The organism is Hydrogenophaga sp. (assembly GCF_030373225.1).
Classification (GTDB): domain Bacteria; phylum Pseudomonadota; class Gammaproteobacteria; order Burkholderiales; family Burkholderiaceae_C; genus Hydrogenophaga.
Window position 1 is genome coordinate 99,644 of the sequence record NZ_JAUCZG010000001.1, and the last position, 19,001, is coordinate 118,644.

At 63.7% G+C, this 19,001-nt stretch carries 16 protein-coding genes; all 16 read left to right on the forward strand.

Annotated elements, in window-relative coordinates; genetic code table 11:
* Positions 1–14 precede the first annotated feature (14 nt).
* Positions 15–686, forward strand: a complete 672-nt coding sequence (locus tag QUV35_RS00485) for a type 4a pilus biogenesis protein PilO (RefSeq protein WP_300870151.1) — start codon at positions 15–17, stop codon at positions 684–686.
* Positions 686–1,237, forward strand: coding sequence for a pilus assembly protein PilP (locus QUV35_RS00490; protein WP_300870152.1), 552 nt, complete (start codon positions 686–688; stop codon positions 1,235–1,237). Before QUV35_RS00485 ends, QUV35_RS00490 begins: the two co-directional genes overlap by 1 nt.
* A gap of 71 nt (positions 1,238–1,308) precedes the next feature.
* The gene (locus QUV35_RS00495) at positions 1,309–3,354 is read left to right on the forward strand and encodes a type IV pilus secretin PilQ (protein ID WP_300870312.1); all 2,046 of its coding nucleotides are present in this window, start codon (positions 1,309–1,311) and stop codon (positions 3,352–3,354) included.
* Positions 3,351–3,926 (forward strand): shikimate kinase, encoded by a 576-nt coding sequence (locus QUV35_RS00500; RefSeq protein WP_300870153.1) that lies wholly within the window; start codon positions 3,351–3,353, stop codon positions 3,924–3,926. Before QUV35_RS00495 ends, QUV35_RS00500 begins: the two co-directional genes overlap by 4 nt.
* 46 nt (positions 3,927–3,972) lie before the next feature.
* A complete protein-coding gene (gene aroB, locus QUV35_RS00505) occupies positions 3,973–5,094 on the forward strand; it encodes a 3-dehydroquinate synthase (protein ID WP_300870154.1) in 1,122 nt (373 codons plus the stop codon).
* A complete protein-coding gene (locus QUV35_RS00510; protein ID WP_300870155.1) occupies positions 5,094–6,278 on the forward strand; it encodes a deoxyguanosinetriphosphate triphosphohydrolase in 1,185 nt (394 codons plus the stop codon). The genes aroB and QUV35_RS00510 overlap by 1 nt, the downstream gene beginning before the upstream one ends.
* Before the next feature lie 22 nt (positions 6,279–6,300).
* Positions 6,301–7,506 carry an MFS transporter gene (locus QUV35_RS00515; RefSeq protein ID WP_300870157.1) on the forward strand — a complete coding sequence of 402 codons (1,206 nt, stop codon included), beginning with the start codon at positions 6,301–6,303 and terminating at the stop codon, positions 7,504–7,506.
* A gap of 88 nt (positions 7,507–7,594) precedes the next feature.
* A complete protein-coding gene (locus QUV35_RS00520; protein ID WP_300870158.1) occupies positions 7,595–8,296 on the forward strand; it encodes a transposase in 702 nt (233 codons plus the stop codon).
* 182 nt (positions 8,297–8,478) lie between these two features.
* On the forward strand, positions 8,479–13,257 hold the full coding sequence (locus QUV35_RS00525) for a glutamate synthase-related protein (protein WP_300870159.1): 4,779 nt from the start codon (positions 8,479–8,481) through the stop codon (positions 13,255–13,257).
* Positions 13,258–13,283: 26 nt separating this feature from the next.
* Positions 13,284–14,765, forward strand: a complete 1,482-nt coding sequence (locus QUV35_RS00530; protein WP_300870160.1) for a glutamate synthase subunit beta — start codon at positions 13,284–13,286, stop codon at positions 14,763–14,765.
* A gap of 85 nt (positions 14,766–14,850) precedes the next feature.
* Positions 14,851–15,687: an ABC transporter ATP-binding protein gene (locus tag QUV35_RS00535; protein WP_300870161.1), complete on the forward strand. Its 837-nt coding sequence runs from the start codon at positions 14,851–14,853 to the stop codon at positions 15,685–15,687.
* Positions 15,684–16,466, forward strand: coding sequence for a lipid asymmetry maintenance ABC transporter permease subunit MlaE (gene mlaE, locus QUV35_RS00540; protein ID WP_300870162.1), 783 nt, complete (start codon positions 15,684–15,686; stop codon positions 16,464–16,466). The genes QUV35_RS00535 and mlaE overlap by 4 nt, the downstream gene beginning before the upstream one ends.
* Positions 16,467–16,501: 35 nt before the next feature.
* On the forward strand, positions 16,502–16,981 hold the full coding sequence (gene mlaD / locus QUV35_RS00545) for an outer membrane lipid asymmetry maintenance protein MlaD (RefSeq protein WP_300870163.1): 480 nt from the start codon (positions 16,502–16,504) through the stop codon (positions 16,979–16,981).
* Between the two features lie 107 nt (positions 16,982–17,088).
* Positions 17,089–17,826, forward strand: coding sequence for a VacJ family lipoprotein (locus QUV35_RS00550; RefSeq protein WP_300870164.1), 738 nt, complete (start codon positions 17,089–17,091; stop codon positions 17,824–17,826).
* A gap of 117 nt (positions 17,827–17,943) precedes the next feature.
* The gene (locus tag QUV35_RS00555; RefSeq protein ID WP_300870313.1) at positions 17,944–18,564 is read left to right on the forward strand and encodes a phospholipid-binding protein MlaC; all 621 of its coding nucleotides are present in this window, start codon (positions 17,944–17,946) and stop codon (positions 18,562–18,564) included.
* Positions 18,565–18,568: 4 nt separating this feature from the next.
* Positions 18,569–18,865, forward strand: coding sequence for an STAS domain-containing protein (locus QUV35_RS00560; RefSeq protein ID WP_300870165.1), 297 nt, complete (start codon positions 18,569–18,571; stop codon positions 18,863–18,865).
* The last annotated feature ends 136 nt before the right edge of the window (positions 18,866–19,001 follow it).

Here is a 19,001-nt window from a genome sequence, read left to right on the forward strand (position 1 = left end):
AAAGGCGTACCACCATGGCCAAATCGCCCAGCATCAATGTGGACTTCAAGGGAGTCCAGGAAAAACTCAAGAGCCAGTTCACCGGACTGGATCCCAACGATCCTTCCCAGTGGCCTGGATTGCCACGCAACCTGCTGTTTGTCGCCGTTTGTGTGGCCGTTATCGCCGGGCTGTGGTTTGCCTGGTTGAAAGACTCTGACGAAGAGTTGATCGCCGAAAAGGCGCGCGAGCAACAGCTCCGAGAGGACTACAAGAAAAAGGCAATCCAGGCGGTGAATCTCGACGCGTTGCGCAAGCAGCTGGAGCAGGTGCAGCAGTACGTCACCCAGTTGGAGAAGCAACTGCCCAGCAAGGCGGAGATGGATGCGCTGTTGTCGGACATCAACCAGGCTGGCCTGGGTCGCAGTCTTCAGTTCGAGTTGTTTCGTCCCGGTCAGGTCAGCGTGAAAGAGTACTACGCCGAGCTACCCATTTCAGTCCGGGTGACGGGTTCTTATCACGACATCGGACTGTTTGCCGCTGATATTGCAAACCTGTCCCGAATCGTGACCCTCAACAACCTGACATTGACCCCTGTGGCAAACCGTGAAGGCATTCTGACGATGGACTGCATTGCCAAAACCTTCCGTTACCTGGATCAGGAAGAGATTGCCCTCCAACAGAAGGCACAGGGAGCCAAGAAGTGATGCCGTCTCCCAGTACCAAGCTGTTTCTGGGCATCGTTGCCTTCACCTTGTTGTCGGCCTGCACCTCATCTGGTCAGGACGAACTGCAAGCCTGGATGCAGACCGAGCGCAACAACATCAAGCCCTCTGTCCAGCCCATTCCAGCGCCAACAAAATTCGAACCGCAAGCCTACCTGGGTGAACGCCTGACGCCCCCTTTCAGCAGCGAAAAGCTCACCAGCGTGCTGCGCGGCAGCCAGTCGACTCCCGTGGCCAACGCTGCACTGATCGAGCCGGAGCTCAGCCGGCGCAAACAGCCTCTGGAGGCCTATCCGCTGGACACCATGTCCATGGTGGGCAGCCTGAACCGCGAAGGCCAGTTGGTGGCGCTCGTCAAGGTCGACAACTTGCTGTATCAGGTGAGGCCGGGCAACTACCTGGGGCAGAACTACGGGCGGGTCACGCGAATCTCCGAAACCGAGGTGACCTTGCGCGAGATCGTGCAGGATTCTGGTGGGGAGTGGACCGAGCGTCCCGCAGCGTTGCAGTTACAAGAGGGATCTTCTAAATGAACAAGCCAAACAAGGCAGCCTTGGTGTCATCCGTGCAGTGGGGCTTGCTCAAAGGCGTCGTCGTGGCGTCCATGGCACTCACGACCGTGTGGGCGCAAGCGCAAAATGCCATTCAGTCGCTGACGGGTGGTGTCCAAGGCGGTGTCGAAGTCATTCGCATCAACACAGCGCAGCCGCTTGCCGCGGTTCCCACCGGGTTCACCATCCAGGCGCCCGCGCGCATTGCACTGGACTTTCCTGGTGTGGCCAACGCCATTGGCCGCAGCACGGTCGACATCAATGAAGGCAACTTGAGGTCAGCCAACGTGGTTCAAGCCGGCGACCGCACGCGTGTGGTGATCAACTTGAAGCAGGCTGCGTCATACGAGACGAAGATTGAGGGCAATACGCTTTTGGTGGTGCTGCAGCGCTCCGAAGTGGTCACTGCGGTCACGGCTCCGCCATCCGCATTTGCCGAGAACCGCAACCGCGATGTGACCTCGTTGCGCGACATCGACTTCCGCCGCGGGGTGGGCAATGCAGGTCGCGTGGTCGTGGAGTTGGCCAACAATCAGGTGGGTGTCGACATCCGGCAACAAGGGCAGAACCTGGTGGTTGAGTTTCTGAAGACCTCTCTGCCTGAAGGCCTGCGTCGCCGCCTGGATGTGAGCGACTTCGGCACACCTGTTCAAAGCGTGACCACGTCCCAGACGGGCGACCGTGTCCGCATGGTGGTCGCGCCCACGGGCAACTGGGAACATTCGGCCTACCAAAGCGACAACCAGTTTGTGCTCGAGATTCGCGAACAGAAGATCGACTCCAGCAAGCTGACGCAGGGCCCTGGCTACAACGGCGAAAAGCTCTCTCTCAATTTCCAGAACATCGAGGTCCGCTCACTGTTGCAGGTCATTGCCGACTTCACCAACTTCAACGTGGTGACCTCTGACTCTGTCACCGGTTCGGTCACCCTGCGCCTGAAAGATGTCCCATGGGACCAGGCTCTTGACATCATCCTGCAGGCCAAAGGCCTCGGCATGCGCAAGTCGGGCAATGTGTTGTGGATCGCTCCGAAGGATGAAATCGCTGCGCGGGAGAAGCAGGATCTCGAAGCACGTGCCTCCACCGAGAGCCTGGAGTCCTTGCGCACGCAAGGTTTCCAGATGAACTATGCGAAGGCGGTCGACATTGCCACGCAGCTGACCTCCTCGGGCAGCGGGGGCTCCAGCGGCGGGAGCAATGCCCGCATCCTGTCCGATCGTGGCAGCGTGATTTCCGAACCCCGGACGAACCAGCTGTTCGTCACCGACATTCCGTCCAAGTTGCAGCAGGTTCAGGAGTTGATCGCCAAGCTGGACATTCCAATCCGTCAGGTGATCATCGAGGCCCGCATCGTGGAAGCCGACGACAGCTTTGGCAAGTCGCTGGGCGTGCGTTTGGGTGGGGGCGTGCGAGGGTTTGGCGTCGGTTCGGTCAACGGCAATCAGGTGCAGGGCAATTTCGGCTCAACCTACGGCGCTGTTTCAACCGGTCCAACACAAGCCTCGCAGCCTTTCGTCAGTCTGCCCGCCAATCCCGGCACTGCCCTGGCTGCCTCCTACGCCTTGTCGCTGTTCAGTCCCAACGCCTCTCGGTTCCTGAGTCTAGAAATTTCTGCACTGGAATCCGACGGCAAGGGCCGCATCGTCTCCAGCCCTCGAGTGGTCACGGCCGACCAGGTCAAGGCACTGATCGAACAGGGAACCGAGTTTCCTTACCAGACGGCGACCTCCAGCGGCGCCACTGCCATCGCGTTCCGCAAGGCCAACCTGAAGCTGGAAGTCACGCCGCAGATCACGCCAGAGGGCAACATCATTCTGGACCTCGACATCAACAAGGACAGCCGTGGTGAATCGACGCCCGATGGCATTGCGATCAACACCAAACACGTTCAGACCCAGGTGCTGGTGGAAAACGGCGGAACGGTCGTGATCGGTGGCATCTTCGAGCAAACTGAGCGGGATCAGGTGAACAAGGTGCCCTTGCTGGGTGATCTGCCAGGCGTCGGCAATCTGTTCAAGTCGCGCGAGCGAATCAACAACAAGTCGGAATTGCTCATCTTCATCACGCCGCGTGTGCTGGGTCGATCCGCGATCAATTGAGCGCAACTTCCTGTTTCCTGATCGGCTTGCCCGGCTCTGGCAAGTCGACCGTGGGTCGACAACTCGCGCGACGCGTTTCACTCCCGTTCTTCGACTCCGATCACGTGATCGAACAGCGGCTGGGCTGTTCGATCCGAGAGTTTTTCGAACGTGAGGGCGAGGATCGTTTTCGGGATCTCGAAGCGTCGGTGATAGACGAGTTGACCGCCGGTGCAACCTGTGTGCTGTCGACAGGTGGAGGCTCGGTGCTTCGTGCCGAAAACCGCGACCATCTTCATCGCCGCGGTACGGTTGTCTACCTGCGATCGTCGCCTGAAGAGGTGTTTCGGCGCTTGCGACACGATCGGAACCGGCCGCTGCTTCAGGTCGCCGACCCATTGCAGCGATTGCGGGATCTTTATGCGGTGCGCGATCCGCTGTACCGCCAAACCGCTCACTTTGTGATCGAGACGGGGCGCCCGTCGGTCGCCATGTTGGTGAGCATGATCCTGATGCAGCTGGAACTCGCAGGGATCGTCCCTTCCCGGGGTGAGGTTCCGTCTGCCTCCGGCGCGACCGATCCAGAGCGCTGATTGCCGGAGGCGGTGGCGTTTCAGTCAAGGCATAAACTCGGTGCCCATGACGTCTCAAGCCAACTTGCCCCTGCACCATCGAGTGAGCATAGAACTCGGCGACCGAAGCTACGCGATCGATATTGGATCGGGGCTGCTCGATGCCCTCGCCAGCTACGCCCAGCTTCCGGCCGCCCACAGCGCCATGATCGTGACCAACGAGACGGTGTTTCCTCTTTACGCAGCGCGTCTCCAGCGGGCCATTTCCTCGCGCTACGCCGTCGTTCACACCGTCTGCCTGCCCGACGGCGAGTCCCACAAGTCCTGGGAGTCGCTGAACCTGATCTTCGATGCACTGCTGTCCCATGGTTGTGACCGCAAGACGGTGCTGTTTGCGCTAGGTGGTGGCGTGGTCGGTGACATGACCGGCTTTGCGGCAGCGAGCTACATGCGTGGTGTTCCGTTCGTGCAGGTACCCACCACGCTGCTGGCTCAGGTGGATTCGTCGGTTGGTGGAAAGACGGCCATCAACCACCCGCTGGGCAAGAACATGATCGGGGCCTTCTACCAGCCTCAGAGGGTGGTGTGCGATCTCGACACCCTGAACACCCTGCCCGCGCGCGAACTCAGCGCAGGGTTGGCCGAGGTCATCAAGTACGGCCCGATCGCAGACATGGACTTCCTTGACTGGATCGAAGCGCATATCGACGCCCTCATGGCGAGAGAACCCGGCGCGCTGGCGCACGCTGTCAAGCGCAGCTGCGAAATCAAGTCCTGGGTGGTTGGACAGGACGAACGCGAGTCAGGGCTGCGGGCCATTCTGAATTTCGGTCATACCTTTGGCCACGCCATCGAGGCGGGCATGGGCTACGGTGCCTGGCTGCACGGCGAGGCCGTGGGTTGCGGCATGGTGATGGCGGCGCGGCTCTCCGAGCTGTTGGGCGGGGTCGATGCGGCCTTTGTCGAGCGACTCACGCGTTTGGTGAAGGCCTCGGGGTTGCCCACGGTGGCACCGGTGATCGATGCACAGGACAACCTGGGTCGCTACCTCGCGTTGATGAGTGTGGACAAAAAGTCGGAGGCAGGAGAGATCAAGTTCGTCGTGATCGACCGACCCGGTCATGCGGTGGTGCGAAGCGCCCCCGACGCACTGGTGGCGCAGGTGATTGCCGAGAGCGTGCGGCCCTGATGCAGCCGGGTGTCCAGCGCTCGGTGCAGACTCTGGCAGCGTATGCGAGTGACCCCGCGCGCAGCCGCGGCCGCCGACACCCGGAAAGTGAAGCGCCCACGCGCACGGCCTTTCAGCGGGACCGCGATCGCGTGATCCACTCCACCGCGTTTCGCCGGCTGGTCTACAAAACGCAGGTCTTCCTCAACCACGAGGGTGACCTGTTTCGAACGCGCCTGACGCATTCGCTGGAGGTGGCCCAACTCGGGCGCAGTATCGCGAGGTCGCTGCAGCTCAACGAAGATCTGGTGGAGGCCATTGCGCTGGCGCATGACCTGGGCCACACGCCCTTCGGCCACGCCGGTCAGGACGCCTTGAATGCCTGCATGCAGGCGCTCTCGCCCAGCGTGCACGGGCTGGACGGGGGGGGATTCGAGCACAACCTGCAGAGCTTGCGAGTGGTTGATGAGCTGGAGGAGCGATACCCCGCTTTCGATGGCTTGAACCTGTGTTTCGAAACCCGTGAAGGCATCCTCAAGCATTGCTCTCGCGCCAATGCCGAGCGCCTGGAGCGCCTTGAACCGCATGGGGTGGCCGCGCGCTTCATTCACGGCGGTTCTCCGAGCCTCGAGGCTCAGTTGTGCAACCTGGCCGACGAAATCGCCTACAACGCGCACGACATCGATGACGGCGTTCGCTCCGGTCTGCTCACGCTGGAGCAACTCGACGACGTTCCGCTGTTCCGGCACTACCGCCAGCAGGCAGTGACGACCCATCCCTCGCTTTCGGGCCGGCGCCTGCTGTTCGAGTCCATCCGGTTGATGCTCAGCGATCAGGTTTACGACGTGATCGACCACACCCGGCTGCAGATGGGCCGGCATGCCCTGGTCGATGCCGATGCGCCACGTCGCCTGCCGCCACTGGTGGCGTTCTCGCCGGGCATGCGCGAACGCTCCCAGGTCCTCAAGACCTTTCTCCTGCGCAACCTCTACCGGCATCCGCAGGTGATGGAGACGACCGGCCGGGCACAGCGGGTGGTGAGCGACCTGTTCGAGCGCTACATGACCGCCCCGCAGGAACTCCCCGAAGCCCACGGCCGCAGCTCGCAGCATGCGCGAGCGGTGGCCGATTACATCGCAGGCATGACCGACCGGTTTGCCATCCGCGAACACGAACGCCTGTTCGGGGCGGCGGTCTTTCCCTGAGCGGACTTCGCTCCGGACTGCCATGACCGAGCGCGACCCTTCGGCCTCCCGGCGGACCGCCGTCGTCGTTTTTGCAGTGGGTGTCACCTGCGCCTTGCACATCGGCAAGCTGCCTGTGGCCATCCCTGTGCTGCGCGACGCCCTGTCGCTGACGCTGGTGCAGGCCGGCTTTCTGCTGTCTCTGGTTCAACTGGCCGGCATGACCCTCGGGCTGGCGGTCGGACTCATGGCCGATCGCTTGGGACCGAGGCGGGTGATGTTGACCGGCCTGCTGCTGTTGTCGGCTGGCAGTGCCATGGGGGCGCTGGCGCCCGGCACGCCACTGCTGCTGCTGTCCCGCGTGGTCGAGGGGGTTGGATTCCTGCTCGCTGTCCTGCCTGCGCCGGGCCTGTTGCGACGGCGCGTGCTGCACGCCCCCACGCTGTCCCGCGCCCTGGGCTGGTGGGGAGCCTACATGCCCTTGGGCACGGCACTGGCCCTGTTGATGGGTGGGGCACTCATGGGTCAAGTTGGCTGGCGCGGAGCGTGGGTGGCCTTGTCGGTGTTGTCCCTGTGTTCGGCCGTGCTCCTGGCTCGCAGCGTGGCGCCCGATGCACTGTCGGTGGCAGCGAAGTCGCTGCCAGCCGCCGCCTGGGGCCAGCGCCTCAAAAGAACGCTTGCCGCTCCAGCCCCCTGGTGGGTGGCGCTCGCGTTCTTGCTCTACTCGGGTCAGTGGCTGGCGGTCATCGGGTTTCTGCCGACCATTTACGCGCAAGCCGGTCATGTCGCTGCGGCGGTGGGCGGACTCAGTGCGCTCGCGGCCGGCATCAACATGGCGGGCAACATCGGCGCGGGACGGTTGCTGGCGCGCGGTGTGCGCCCAGGCGTGCTGCTCGCCTGGGGCTTCGGTGCCATGGGTCTCGGTTCGGTGATCGCCTTTGGTGCGTCGGGACACCCGGTTGCACAATACCTCGCCGTGCTGGTGTTCTCGGGCGTGGGCGGCCTGATCCCAGGCACCTTGTTCAGCCTCGCGGTGGTGCTGGCGCCGGGCGAGGACACCGTCTCCACCACTGTCGGCTGGATGCAGCAGTTTTCTGCCCTGGGGCAGTTCACCGGTCCTCCGCTCGTGGCCTGGGTGGCCACGCAGGCCGGAGGGTGGCAGTCCACCTGGTGGGTCACAGGCGCTTCTTCGTTGCTGGGCCTGCTGCTGGCCGGGCGCCTGCAGGCCGTGTGGCGCCGCCGCACCTGAGTCGTGGGTTTTAATCAAGGCCCGTCACCCGAGTGGGGTCTTGTTCCGATCTTGCCGCCCTCGGCTGCACCCTACCTGCAACACCGCCATGGCCCGTTTGCCCCGTCTCACCGTTGCCGGCTACCCTCACCATGTGATCCAGCGCGGCAACAACCGCCAGCCCATCGTGAAAACCGATGCCGATCGCGAAGTGCTGCTCGATCTGGTGGGCGAAAACGCCAGAAAACACCAGGTGGCCATCAATGCCTACGTGCTGATGGACAACCACTTTCACCTGCTTCTCACACCCGAGACCGGGGAGGGCGTTCCCTTGATGATGCAGGCGGTCGGGCGACGCTACGTGCGTTACTTCAATGATCTGCACCAACGCACGGGCACCTTGTGGGAAGGGCGGTACAAGTCCACCCTGATCCAGGCCGACCGTCATTTGCTCGCCTGCATGGCCTACATCGATCTGAACCCCGTGCGCGCCGGCCTGGTCAACGACCCCCGGCAGTACGCCTGGTCAAGCCACCGCCATTTCATCGGGCAAGCCCATGACCGGCGACTGACGCCCCATCCGCTGTACTGGGGTCTGGGCAACACGCCATTTGCCCGGGAAGCTGCCTACACCGAATGGGTGCGTGCAGGCTTGCCCATGGACCAGCAGGACGCCATCACGCAGTCCGCGCTGCGCGGCTGGGCGCTGGGCGATGCCGACTTCTTCGGCGGGCTGCAAAAACAGACGTCCCGCCGCATCACCAAGGCCAGGGCGGGCCGACCTGCCGGCGCTGCACGACGCGAGGATTGAAAGGATCTGCCTGTGAGGGTGGGGGACGGCGATTTGATCCGTCCCTATTTAATGATGTGTGGATGATGCCTTTGATCAATTGGAATCTGACCCCGATTAATCAGGTTGGCATTGTTGTTGCGATGCAATATGCTCCGCAATCGCCATTTGCATCAACGCCCACGAACCGAGAAGGAAGCGCCATGACCACGGCAGCCGAGCAGCAGCACCTCCAGCAACACGGCCTGTACGACCCGGCCAACGAGCACGACGCCTGCGGCGTGGGCTTCGTGGCGCACATCAAGGGCGAGAAGAGCCACGGCATCGTGCAGCAGGGTTTGAAGATCCTTGAAAACCTCGACCACCGGGGTGCCGTCGGCGCCGACAAGCTCATGGGAGACGGCGCGGGGCTGTTGATCCAGCTGCCCGATGCGCTGTACCGCGAGGAGATGGCCGCCCAGGGGGTGACGCTGCCGCCCGCTGGTGAGTACGGCGTGGGCATGATCTTCATGCCCAAGGAGCACGCCAGCCGCCTGGCCTGTGAGCAGGAAATGGAGCGTGCCATTGCCGCCGAAGGCCAGGTGCTGCTGGGCTGGCGCAATGTGCCCGTGAACCTCGACATGCCGATGTCGCCCACCGTGCGCGCCAAGGAGCCGGTGATCCGCCAGGTTTTCATCGGCCGCGGCAACGACGTGATCGTTCAGGACGCCCTGGAGCGCAAGCTGTATGTGATCCGCAAGACGGCCAGTGGAGCGATCCAGCGCCTCAAGCTCACCCACAGCAAAGAGTATTACGTGGTCAGCATGAGCAGCCGCACGGTGGTCTACAAAGGCCTGTTGCTGGCCGACCAGGTGGGCACCTACTTCCGCGACCTGCAGGACGAACGTTGCGTGTCTGCGTTGGGCCTGGTGCACCAGCGCTTTTCCACCAACACCTTTCCAGAGTGGCCACTGGCCCACCCCTACCGCTACGTGGCGCACAACGGAGAGATCAACACCGTCAAGGGCAACTACAACTGGATGAAGGCGCGCGAAGGTGTCATGTCGTCGCCCGTGCTGGGCGCCGACCTGCAGAAGCTCTACCCGATCAGCTTCGCCAGCCAGTCCGACACCGCCACCTTCGACAACTGCCTCGAGTTGCTGACCATGGCCGGCTACCCGCTGGCTCATGCCGTGATGATGATGATCCCCGAGCCCTGGGAGCAGCACACCACCATGGACGAGCGCCGCAAGGCCTTCTACGAATACCACGCGGCAATGATGGAGCCATGGGATGGCCCGGCATCCATCGTGTTCACCGACGGTCGCCAGATCGGCGCCACGCTGGACCGCAACGGCCTGCGTCCTTCGCGCTACTGCATCACCGACGACGACTTCGTGATCATGGGCTCCGAATCGGGTGTGCTGCCCGTGCCCGAAAACAAAATCGTGCGCAAGTGGCGCCTGCAGCCCGGCAAGATGTTCCTGATCGATCTGGAGCAGGGCAGGATGATCGACGACGAGGAACTCAAGGCCAACCTCGCCAACAACAAGCCTTACAAGCAGTGGATCGACAACCTGCGCATCCGCCTCGACGATGTGGACACCCCGGTGGCCGGTGAATCGGCGCTGGAGCAGCGCATCGCTGCCACCGAGCCGCAAACCGGCGGCATGGAGAGCGTCACGCCCGAGTTGCTGGACCGCCAGCAGGCGTTCGGCTACACGCAGGAAGACCTCAAGTTCCTGATGAGCCCGATGGCCGCCAACGGCGAAGAAGGCATCGGCTCCATGGGCAACGACAGCCCGCTGGCCGTGCTCTCCGACAAGAACAAGCCGCTCTACAACTACTTCAAGCAGTTGTTTGCGCAGGTGACCAACCCGCCGATCGATCCGATCCGCGAAGCCATCGTGATGTCGCTGGTGTCCTTCATCGGCCCCAAGCCCAACCTGCTCGACATCAACCAGGTGAACCCGCCGATGCGGCTGGAAGTGAGCCAGCCGGTGCTGGACTTCGCCGACATGGCCAAGCTGCGCGACATTGAATCGGCCACCCAGGGCAAGTTCCGCAGCCACACGCTGGACATCACCTACCCTGCCGCCTGGGGACGTGAGGGTGTCGAAGCCAAGCTGGCTTCGTTGTGTGCCGGCGCGGTGGACGCGATCAAGAGCGGCAAGAACATCCTGATCATCAGTGACCGCGCCATCAGCGCCACGCAGATTGCGATTCCCGCGCTGCTGGCCCTCTCCGCCATCCACCAGCACCTGGTGCGTGAAGGGCTGCGCACCACCGCCGGTCTGGTGGTGGAAACCGGCACGGCGCGCGAAGTGCACCACTTCGCCGTGCTCGCGGGTTACGGCGCCGAAGCCGTGCACCCCTATCTGGCCATGGAGACGCTGACCGCGATCCACAAGGGCCTGCCGGGCGACCTGAGCGCCGACAAGGCGATCTACCATTACGTCAAGGCCATCGGCAAGGGTCTGTCCAAGATCATGTCCAAGATGGGCGTGTCGACCTACATGTCGTACTGCGGTGCCCAGTTGTTCGAGGCCATCGGTCTCAACAGCGCCACCGTCGAGAAGTACTTCACCGGCACGGCCAGCCGGGTCGGCGGCATCGGCGTGTTCGAGATCGCCGAGGAAAGCATCCGCATGCACAAGGCGGCCTTCGGCGACGACCCGGTGCTCGCGACCATGCTGGACGCCGGTGGCGAATACGCCTGGCGCGTCCGTGGCGAAGAGCACATGTGGACGCCTGATGCGATCGCCAAGCTGCAGCACAGCACCCGCTCCAACAACTGGAACACCTACAAGGAATACGCACAGCTGATCAACGATCAGAGCCGTCGCCACATGACGCTGCGCGGCCTGTTCGAGTTCAGGATCGACCCGAGCAAGGCGATTCCGATCGACGAGGTCGAGCCGGCCAAGGAGATCGTCAAGCGCTTCGCCACCGGTGCCATGTCGCTCGGATCCATCTCCACCGAGGCCCACGCCACGCTGGCCGTGGCCATGAACCGCATCGGCGGCAAGAGCAACACCGGCGAAGGTGGCGAGGACGCGCTGCGCTACCGCAACGAGCTCAAGGGCATCCCGATCAAGCAGGGCCAGACCATGTCCGACCTGCTGGGCAAGGACACCTTTGAAGTCGATTACGAACTGCAGGCCGGCGACTCCATGCGCTCGAAGATCAAGCAGGTGGCTTCGGGCCGCTTCGGTGTCACGGCCGAATACCTCAACAGCGCCGACCAGATCCAGATCAAGATGGCGCAGGGCGCCAAGCCCGGCGAAGGCGGGCAACTGCCCGGCGGCAAGGTCAGCGACTACATTGGAAAACTGCGGCACAGCGTGCCTGGCGTGGGTTTGATCAGCCCGCCGCCGCACCACGACATCTACTCCATCGAAGACCTCGCGCAGCTGATCCACGATCTGAAGAACGTGGCTCCTCACTCGAGCATCAGCGTCAAGCTGGTCTCCGAGATCGGCGTGGGCACCATCGCCGCGGGCGTGGCCAAGTGCAAGGCCGACCATGTGGTGATCGCCGGTCACGACGGCGGCACCGGTGCGTCACCCTGGTCGTCCATCAAGCATGCCGGCAGCCCGTGGGAAATCGGTCTGGCCGAAACGCAGCAGACGCTGGTGCTCAACCGCCTGCGCAGCCGCATCCGCGTGCAGGCCGACGGCCAGATGAAGACCGGCCGCGATGTGGCCATCGGCGCGCTGCTCGGTGCCGACGAGTTCGGCTTTGCCACCGCGCCGCTGGTGGTCGAGGGCTGCATCATGATGCGCAAGTGCCACCTCAACACCTGCCCGGTGGGCGTGGCCACGCAAGACCCGGCGCTGCGCAAGAAATTCAGCGGCAAGCCCGAGCACGTGGTGAATTACTTTTTCTTCATCGCTGAAGAAGTTCGCCAGATCATGGCGCAGCTGGGCATCCGCAAGTTCGACGACCTGATCGGACGCGCCGACCTGCTGGACACGAAGCAGGGCATCGAGCACTGGAAAGCACGCGGCCTCGACTTCAGCCGCCTGCTGGCGCTGCCGAACGTGCCGGCAGACGTGCCGCGCCTGCACACGCAGGAGCAGGAACACGGCCTCGACAAGGCGCTGGACAACGTGTTGATCGCCAAGTCGCGCGCGGCACTCGACAAGGGTGAGCGGGTGCAGTTCATCGAAGTGGCACGCAACGTCAACCGCTCGGTGGGCGCCATGCTCTCGGGCGCACTCACCAAGCTGCATCCTGAAGGCCTGCCGGACGACACCATCCGCATTCAGCTTGAAGGCACGGGCGGTCAGTCGTTCGGCGCCTTCCTGGCCAAGGGCATCACCCTGTACCTGATCGGGGACGCCAACGACTACACCGGCAAAGGTTTGTCGGGTGGGCGCGTGGTGGTGCGCCCCAGCATCGACTTCCGCGGTGAAGCCTCGCGCAACATCATCGTGGGCAACACCGTGATGTACGGTGCAACGACCGGTGAAGCCTTCTTCAGTGGCGTGGCGGGTGAGCGCTTCGCGGTGCGCCTGTCAGGGGCCACTGCGGTGGTGGAAGGCACGGGCGACCACGGTTGTGAATACATGACCGGCGGAACAGCGGTCGTGCTGGGCAAGACCGGGCGAAACTTTGCTGCCGGCATGAGCGGCGGCGTGGCCTATGTCTTTGATGAAGACGGCCAGTTTGCCAAGCGCTGCAACACGGCCATGGTCAGTATGGAAAAGGTCTTGTCGGCCGCCGAGCAGGAAGCCACCGTGGACCGCGCTGTCTGGCACCGAGGCCAGAGCGACGAAGCGCAGTTGAAGAAACTGCTGGAAGAGCACAACCGCTGGACCGGCAGCAAGCGCGCCCGCGAACTGCTCGACACCTGGGCGCAGTCGCGCGACAGGTTCGTGAAGGTGTTCCCCAACGAGTACAAGCGCGCACTGGGTGAAATCCACGCCCGCAAGAACGCCGCTGAAGTGACCACCAAGGCCCAGGCCACGGCGAAAAAAGCCACCGCCGCCGCCAAGTAAGCCAACGTTTTCGAAGGACACGCATCATGGGAAAAGTCACCGGCTTCATGGAATACGAGCGCCTGGAAGAGGGCTACAAGCCCGTGCCTGAGCGCCTGAAGCACTACAAGGAATTCGTCATCGGTCTTGATGACCAGCAGGCCAAGGTGCAGGCGGCGCGCTGCATGGACTGCGGCACGCCATTCTGCAACAGCGGTTGCCCGGTCAACAACATCATTCCCGACTTCAACGACCTCGTGTACCAGGGCGACTGGAAGAACGCCATCACGGTTCTGCACAGCACCAACAACTTCCCTGAATTCACCGGGCGCATTTGCCCCGCGCCTTGCGAGGCCGCCTGCACGCTCAATGTGAACGACGACGCGGTGGGCATCAAGTCGATCGAACACGCCATCATCGACCGCGCATGGGCCGAGGGCTGGGTGCAGCCGCAGCCGCCGCGCCACAAGACCGGAAAAAAGGTGGCCGTGGTCGGCTCCGGCCCGGCCGGCATGGCCGCGGCACAGCAGCTCGCGCGCGCCGGCCACGACGTGACGCTGTTCGAGAAGAACGACCGCGTGGGCGGCCTGTTGCGCTACGGCATTCCCGACTTCAAGATGGAAAAGATCCACATCGATCGCCGCGTGGCGCAGATGGAGGCCGAGGGCGTGGTGTTCCGCACCGGTGTGATGGTCGGCACGCTGCCCAAGGACAGCAAGGTCACCAACTGGGCCCGGGAGACGATCACACCCGAGCAACTGCACCAGGCATTCGACGCCGTGCTGCTCACCGGTGGTTCCGAACAGAGCCGGGATCTGCCGGTGCCTGGCCGCGAGCTCGAGGGTGTGCACTTTGCGATGGAGTTCCTGCCACAGCAAAACAAGGTCAATGCCGGCGACAAGCTCAAAGGCCAGTTGCGCGCCGACGGCAAGCACGTGATCGTGATCGGCGGCGGCGACACCGGCTCCGACTGCGTGGGCACGAGCACCCGGCACGGCGCCGTGAGCGTCACCCAGTTCGAAGTCATGCCGCAGCCACCCGAGCATGAAAACAAGCCCCTGGTGTGGCCCTACTGGCCGCTGAAGCTGCGCACCAGCTCCAGCCACGACGAAAGCGCCGAGAAGGGCATCCTGCAGCGCGAGTTCGCCATTTCCACCAAGGCGTTCAAGGGTGAAAAGGGCAAGGTCACCGGCCTGACCACGGTGCATGTCGAAATGAAGGATGGCAAGCTGGTGGAGATTCCAGGCACCGAAAAGGAATACAAGGCCGACCTGGTTCTGCTGGCCATGGGTTTCGTGAACCCGGTGGCGAGCATCCTCGACGCCTTCGGTGTGGACAAGGATGGCCGTGGCAACGCCAAGGCCAGCACCGAGTTCACCGGCGGTTATGCCACCAACGTGCCCAAGGTGTTCGCCGCTGGCGACATGCGCCGTGGCCAGAGCCTGGTGGTGTGGGCGATCCGGGAGGGCCGCCAGGCCGCGCGCTCGGTCGACGAATTCCTGATGGGCTTCTCCGACCTGCCGCGTTGAATCCGGTGCGGCCCGACTGAAGTCGGGTTTACCCCGAATCCCTTATCATTCAAAACCCGGGCACCCACTGCCCGGTTTTTGTTTGATGCCCATCGAAAACCCACCTCCACTGGTCGAATTGCGCAACCTGACCTTCGGTTACGGTGAGCGCGCCATCCTCGACAACGTCACGCTGACCGTGCCCCGCGGCAAGGTCACGGCGCTCATGGGCGCGTCCGGCGGTGGCAAGACCACCGTGTTGCGCCTCATCGGGGGGCAGATCCGCGCCCGCCAGGGCCAGACCCTGTTCGATGGGCAGGACATCACCACCATGCGCGCCGAAGCCCTGTATGGCGCGCGCCGGCGCATGGGCATGCTGTTCCAGTTTGGCGCCCTGTTCACCGACATGAGCGTGTTCGACAACGTGGCCTTCCCGCTGCGCGAACACACCCAGCTGCCGGACGCTCTGGTGCGCGACATCGTGCTGATGAAGCTCAACGCGGTGGGCCTTCGCGGCGCGCGCGATCTCATGCCCAGCGAGCTGTCCGGCGGCATGGCCAGGCGCGTGGCGCTGGCGCGCGCGATTGCGCTCGACCCCGAGCTGGTGATGTACGACGAACCCTTCGCCGGTCTGGATCCGATTTCGCTGGGCACCGCCGCACGCCTGATCCGCCAGCTCAACGACGCCATGGGGCTCACCAGCATCGTGGTCTCGCACGATCTGGACGAAACGTTTCACATCGCCGACCGGGTCATCGTGCTGGCCAACGGCCGGATCGCCGCGCAGGGGACACCGGACGAGGTGCGCCAGAGCGAGGATCCGCTGGTCAAACAGTTCGTCAATGCCTTGCCCGATGGCCCGGTGCGCTTTCATCATCCAGGCCCCAGTCTCGAAGAAGACTTCGGCAACGGCAAGCTGGCCGACCACCAGGAGCACACATGACGGCCGCGTGGCTGGCCCGGCTGGGCCTGACGGTGCGCCGCCAGGTCATCGACATCGGCACCGGCACGCGTCTGATGGCCCGGCTGCTGCTGCTGGTGGGCGCTGCCCTGCGTCGTCCGGTGCTCCTGCGCGACCAGATCCACTTTCTGGGCAACCATTCGCTGGCCATCATCGGGGTCTCCGGCCTGTTCGTCGGTTTCGTGCTGGGTCTGCAGGGCTACTACACGCTGCGCATCTACGGTGCCACCGAAGCCCTGGGACTGCTGGTCACGCTCTCACTGGTGCGTGAGCTGGGGCCGGTGATCACGGCACTGCTGTTTGCCGGGCGAGCCGGCACATCGCTCACGGCCGAAATCGGCCTCATGAAGGCGGGCGAGCAACTCAGTGCCATGGAAATGATGGCGGTCGATCCGGTGCGCCGCGTGCTGGCCCCCCGGTTCTGGGCCGGCGTGATCGTGATGCCCCTGCTCGCTGCCATCTTCAGCGCGGTCGGCGTGATCGGCGGCTGGGTCGTCGGCGTGCTCATGCTCGGTCTGGATGGTGGTGCCTTCTGGAGCCAGATGCAGGCAGGCGTCGACGTCTGGGCCGATGTGGGCAATGGCGTCGTCAAGAGCGTGGTGTTCGGATTTGCCGTCACCTTCATCGCCTTGCTCCAGGGCTACAGTGCGCACCCCACCCCGGAAGGCGTTTCGCGCGCCACCACCCGCACCGTGGTGATGGCGTCGCTGACCGTGCTGGCACTGGACTTCATCCTCACCGCCACGATGTTCAGCATCTGAGAACCCGACAGCCACATCCTCCAGTGGAGACCACCATGCAAACTTCAAAAAACGACATCTGGGTCGGCCTGTTCGTGCTGATCGGGGCGGCCGCGCTCCTGTTCCTCGCCCTGCAGTCGGCCAACCTGCTGAGCCTGAACTTCGAAAAAACCTACCAGGTGGTGGGCCGTTTCGACAATGCCGGCGGCGTCAAGCCCAAGGCCGCCGTGCGCAGTGCCGGCGTGGTGGTGGGACGTGTGGAGTCCATCACCTTTGACGACACGACATTCCAGGCCAACATCACGCTGGCGCTGGAATCCCGCTATGCGTTTCCCAAGGACAGTTCGCTGAAGATCCTCACCACCGGGCTGCTGGGCGAGCAGTACATCGGCATCGAGCCCGGTGGCGCGCTGGAGAACATCACCGACGGCGCGGTGATCACGCAGACCCAGTCGGCGGTGATTCTGGAAAACCTGATCAGCCAGTTCCTGTTCAGCCGGGCGGCTGATGGCGCCGACCCCAAGCCCGCCGAGTAGGCCCGACGGGGCTTTTGGCGCCGCGTCGGGACAAGACGCCGCAACGCGACAAGAATGCTGGGCATTGCGGCAACAACAATTCGGGCGAACTGCCCAGGGGGTTCAACATGACACACCATCTTTCCACGCCAGCCCGGTCACCGACCGTGTTGGTCAGTGCCCTGGCGCTGGCCGTGCTCACCGGCTGTGCAACCGGTCCCGACGCCAACCCGCGTGACCCGCTCGAGCCCTTGAATCGAGGCGTGTACCGTTTCAATGACGCGGTGGACACGGCGGTTCTGAAGCCCGTGGCCACGGCGTACAAGGATGTCACGCCCAGCCCGGTGCAGACCGGCGTGAACAATTTCTTCAGCAACATCGGCGACCTCTGGTCGTCGGCGAATGCGGCGTTCCAGCTGCGGCCACGCGAAGCCACCGAAAACCTGATGCGGTTCAGTGTCAACACCGTGCTTGGCCTGGGAGGTCTGCTCGACATCGCCACCGAAGTCGGCATTCCGCGCACCCGCCTTGATTTCGGACAGACCCTGGGTCGGTGGGGTGCGCCGTCCGGCGCTTACCTGGTGCTGCCGATCTTCGGTCCGTCATCGGTGCGCGACGGCACCGGTTTGCTGGTGGACATGAGCGTGGACCCGGTGTCGGGCCTGAACGACAGGTCGGCCCGCAACTCTCTGACCGCCCTGCGCGTGGTCGACACCCGGGCCGGCCTGCTGCGCGCTTCGTCGGTGCTGGAAGAGGCCGCGCTCGACAAATACAGCTTCACCCGCGATTTTTATCTCAACCGTCGTCAAAGCCAGATCGATGACCTGATCGACAAAGGCATCGGCCTGGGTGACGGCGAGCAGTGAGGCGCCGATACGTCTCGCAACGTCTGCAGTGGAACTGCTTCATGTTTCTGCGGCTCTGATGACTTACGCTGCATCTTCTGCAGCCGGGCCATTGCCCTCAAAAGGAAAACAACCATGATGAAACGCCGCTCCTGGCTCTCTGCCCTCGTGATCACCGCCGCAGCGATGTCCTTGCCCGCCATGGCGCAGGACGAGGCACCCGATGCGCTCGTCAAGCGCATCTCCAGCGACGTGCTGGCGTCGGTGAAGGCAGACCCCGCCATCCAGGCGGGCGACGTGAACCGGATCGTGGCCCTGGTGGACGCCAAGATCCTGCCCAGCGTGAATTTCAACCGCATGACCTCTGCGGCCGTGGGCCGTTTCTGGCGTCAGGCCACCCCCGAGCAGCAAAAGCAGCTCCAGGACGAATTCAAGATACTCCTGGTGCGCACCTATTCCGGTGCACTCGGCGAGGTGAAAGACCAGACCGTGACCTTCAAGCCGATGCGCTCCAAGCCTGAAGACACCGAGGTGATCGTGCGTTCCGAAGTGCGCGGCAAGGGCGACCCGATCCAGCTGGACTACCGCCTGGAGAAGACCGCTGGTGGCTGGAAGATCTACGACATCAACGTGCTCGGCGTCTGGCTGGTAGAAACCTACCGCACCCAGTTTGCGCAGGAAATCAGCGCCAAGGGGATCGACGGGTTGATTGCCTCGCTGGTGCAGCGCAACAAGTCCAACGTGGCCAAAACCAGCTGACCCCGTGACAAGCACCCAGACCATGGCCGCACCCGCGGCGGCGCTGCCGGTCGAGATCACGCTGGCTGAAGCGGGCAAGACCCTTGTGGACCTCAAGCTGGCGCTCGAACTGCAGGCCGGCCCCGTGGTGGTCGTCGATGCCAGCCAGCTTCGCGTGTTCGATTCGTCGGCGGTGGCGGTGCTGCTCGAACTGCGCCGGCTGCTGCGCGCCGATGGCAAAACCCTGCAGGTGACCCACTGGCCGCGCCGTCTGGAGGACCTCATGGGTCTGTACGGCGTGGGCGAGCTGCTCGCGCCCTGAAGGGCGGTCACCTTGCCTTCGGGCCCCGGGCTTGACCTGCCCGCAGTGCGGACACCCTGGCGGGCCTAAAATACGCGGTTGCCCGGCGGCCGACAGATGTCCTGTGTGCCGCCGGCCTCCGTGTTGTCACCCGCGC

Excerpts from the sequence above, each read along its gene's own strand:
- QUV35_RS00485 (WP_300870151.1), top strand. The coding sequence starts at position 15 with ATGGCCAAATCGCCCAGCATCAATGTGGACTTCAAGGGAGTCCAGGAA.
- QUV35_RS00490 (WP_300870152.1), top strand. The coding sequence starts at position 686 with ATGCCGTCTCCCAGTACCAAGCTGTTTCTGGGCATCGTTGCCTTCACC.
- QUV35_RS00495 (WP_300870312.1), top strand. The coding sequence starts at position 1,309 with ATGGCACTCACGACCGTGTGGGCGCAAGCGCAAAATGCCATTCAGTCG.
- aroB (WP_300870154.1), top strand. The coding sequence starts at position 3,973 with ATGACGTCTCAAGCCAACTTGCCCCTGCACCATCGAGTGAGCATAGAA.
- QUV35_RS00510 (WP_300870155.1), top strand. The coding sequence starts at position 5,094 with ATGCAGCCGGGTGTCCAGCGCTCGGTGCAGACTCTGGCAGCGTATGCG.
- QUV35_RS00515 (WP_300870157.1), top strand. The coding sequence starts at position 6,301 with ATGACCGAGCGCGACCCTTCGGCCTCCCGGCGGACCGCCGTCGTCGTT.
- QUV35_RS00520 (WP_300870158.1), top strand. The coding sequence starts at position 7,595 with ATGGCCCGTTTGCCCCGTCTCACCGTTGCCGGCTACCCTCACCATGTG.
- QUV35_RS00525 (WP_300870159.1), top strand. The coding sequence starts at position 8,479 with ATGACCACGGCAGCCGAGCAGCAGCACCTCCAGCAACACGGCCTGTAC.
- QUV35_RS00530 (WP_300870160.1), top strand. The coding sequence starts at position 13,284 with ATGGGAAAAGTCACCGGCTTCATGGAATACGAGCGCCTGGAAGAGGGC.
- QUV35_RS00535 (WP_300870161.1), top strand. The coding sequence starts at position 14,851 with ATGCCCATCGAAAACCCACCTCCACTGGTCGAATTGCGCAACCTGACC.
- mlaE (WP_300870162.1), top strand. The coding sequence starts at position 15,684 with ATGACGGCCGCGTGGCTGGCCCGGCTGGGCCTGACGGTGCGCCGCCAG.
- mlaD (WP_300870163.1), top strand. The coding sequence starts at position 16,502 with ATGCAAACTTCAAAAAACGACATCTGGGTCGGCCTGTTCGTGCTGATC.
- QUV35_RS00550 (WP_300870164.1), top strand. The coding sequence starts at position 17,089 with ATGACACACCATCTTTCCACGCCAGCCCGGTCACCGACCGTGTTGGTC.
- QUV35_RS00555 (WP_300870313.1), top strand. The coding sequence starts at position 17,944 with ATGAAACGCCGCTCCTGGCTCTCTGCCCTCGTGATCACCGCCGCAGCG.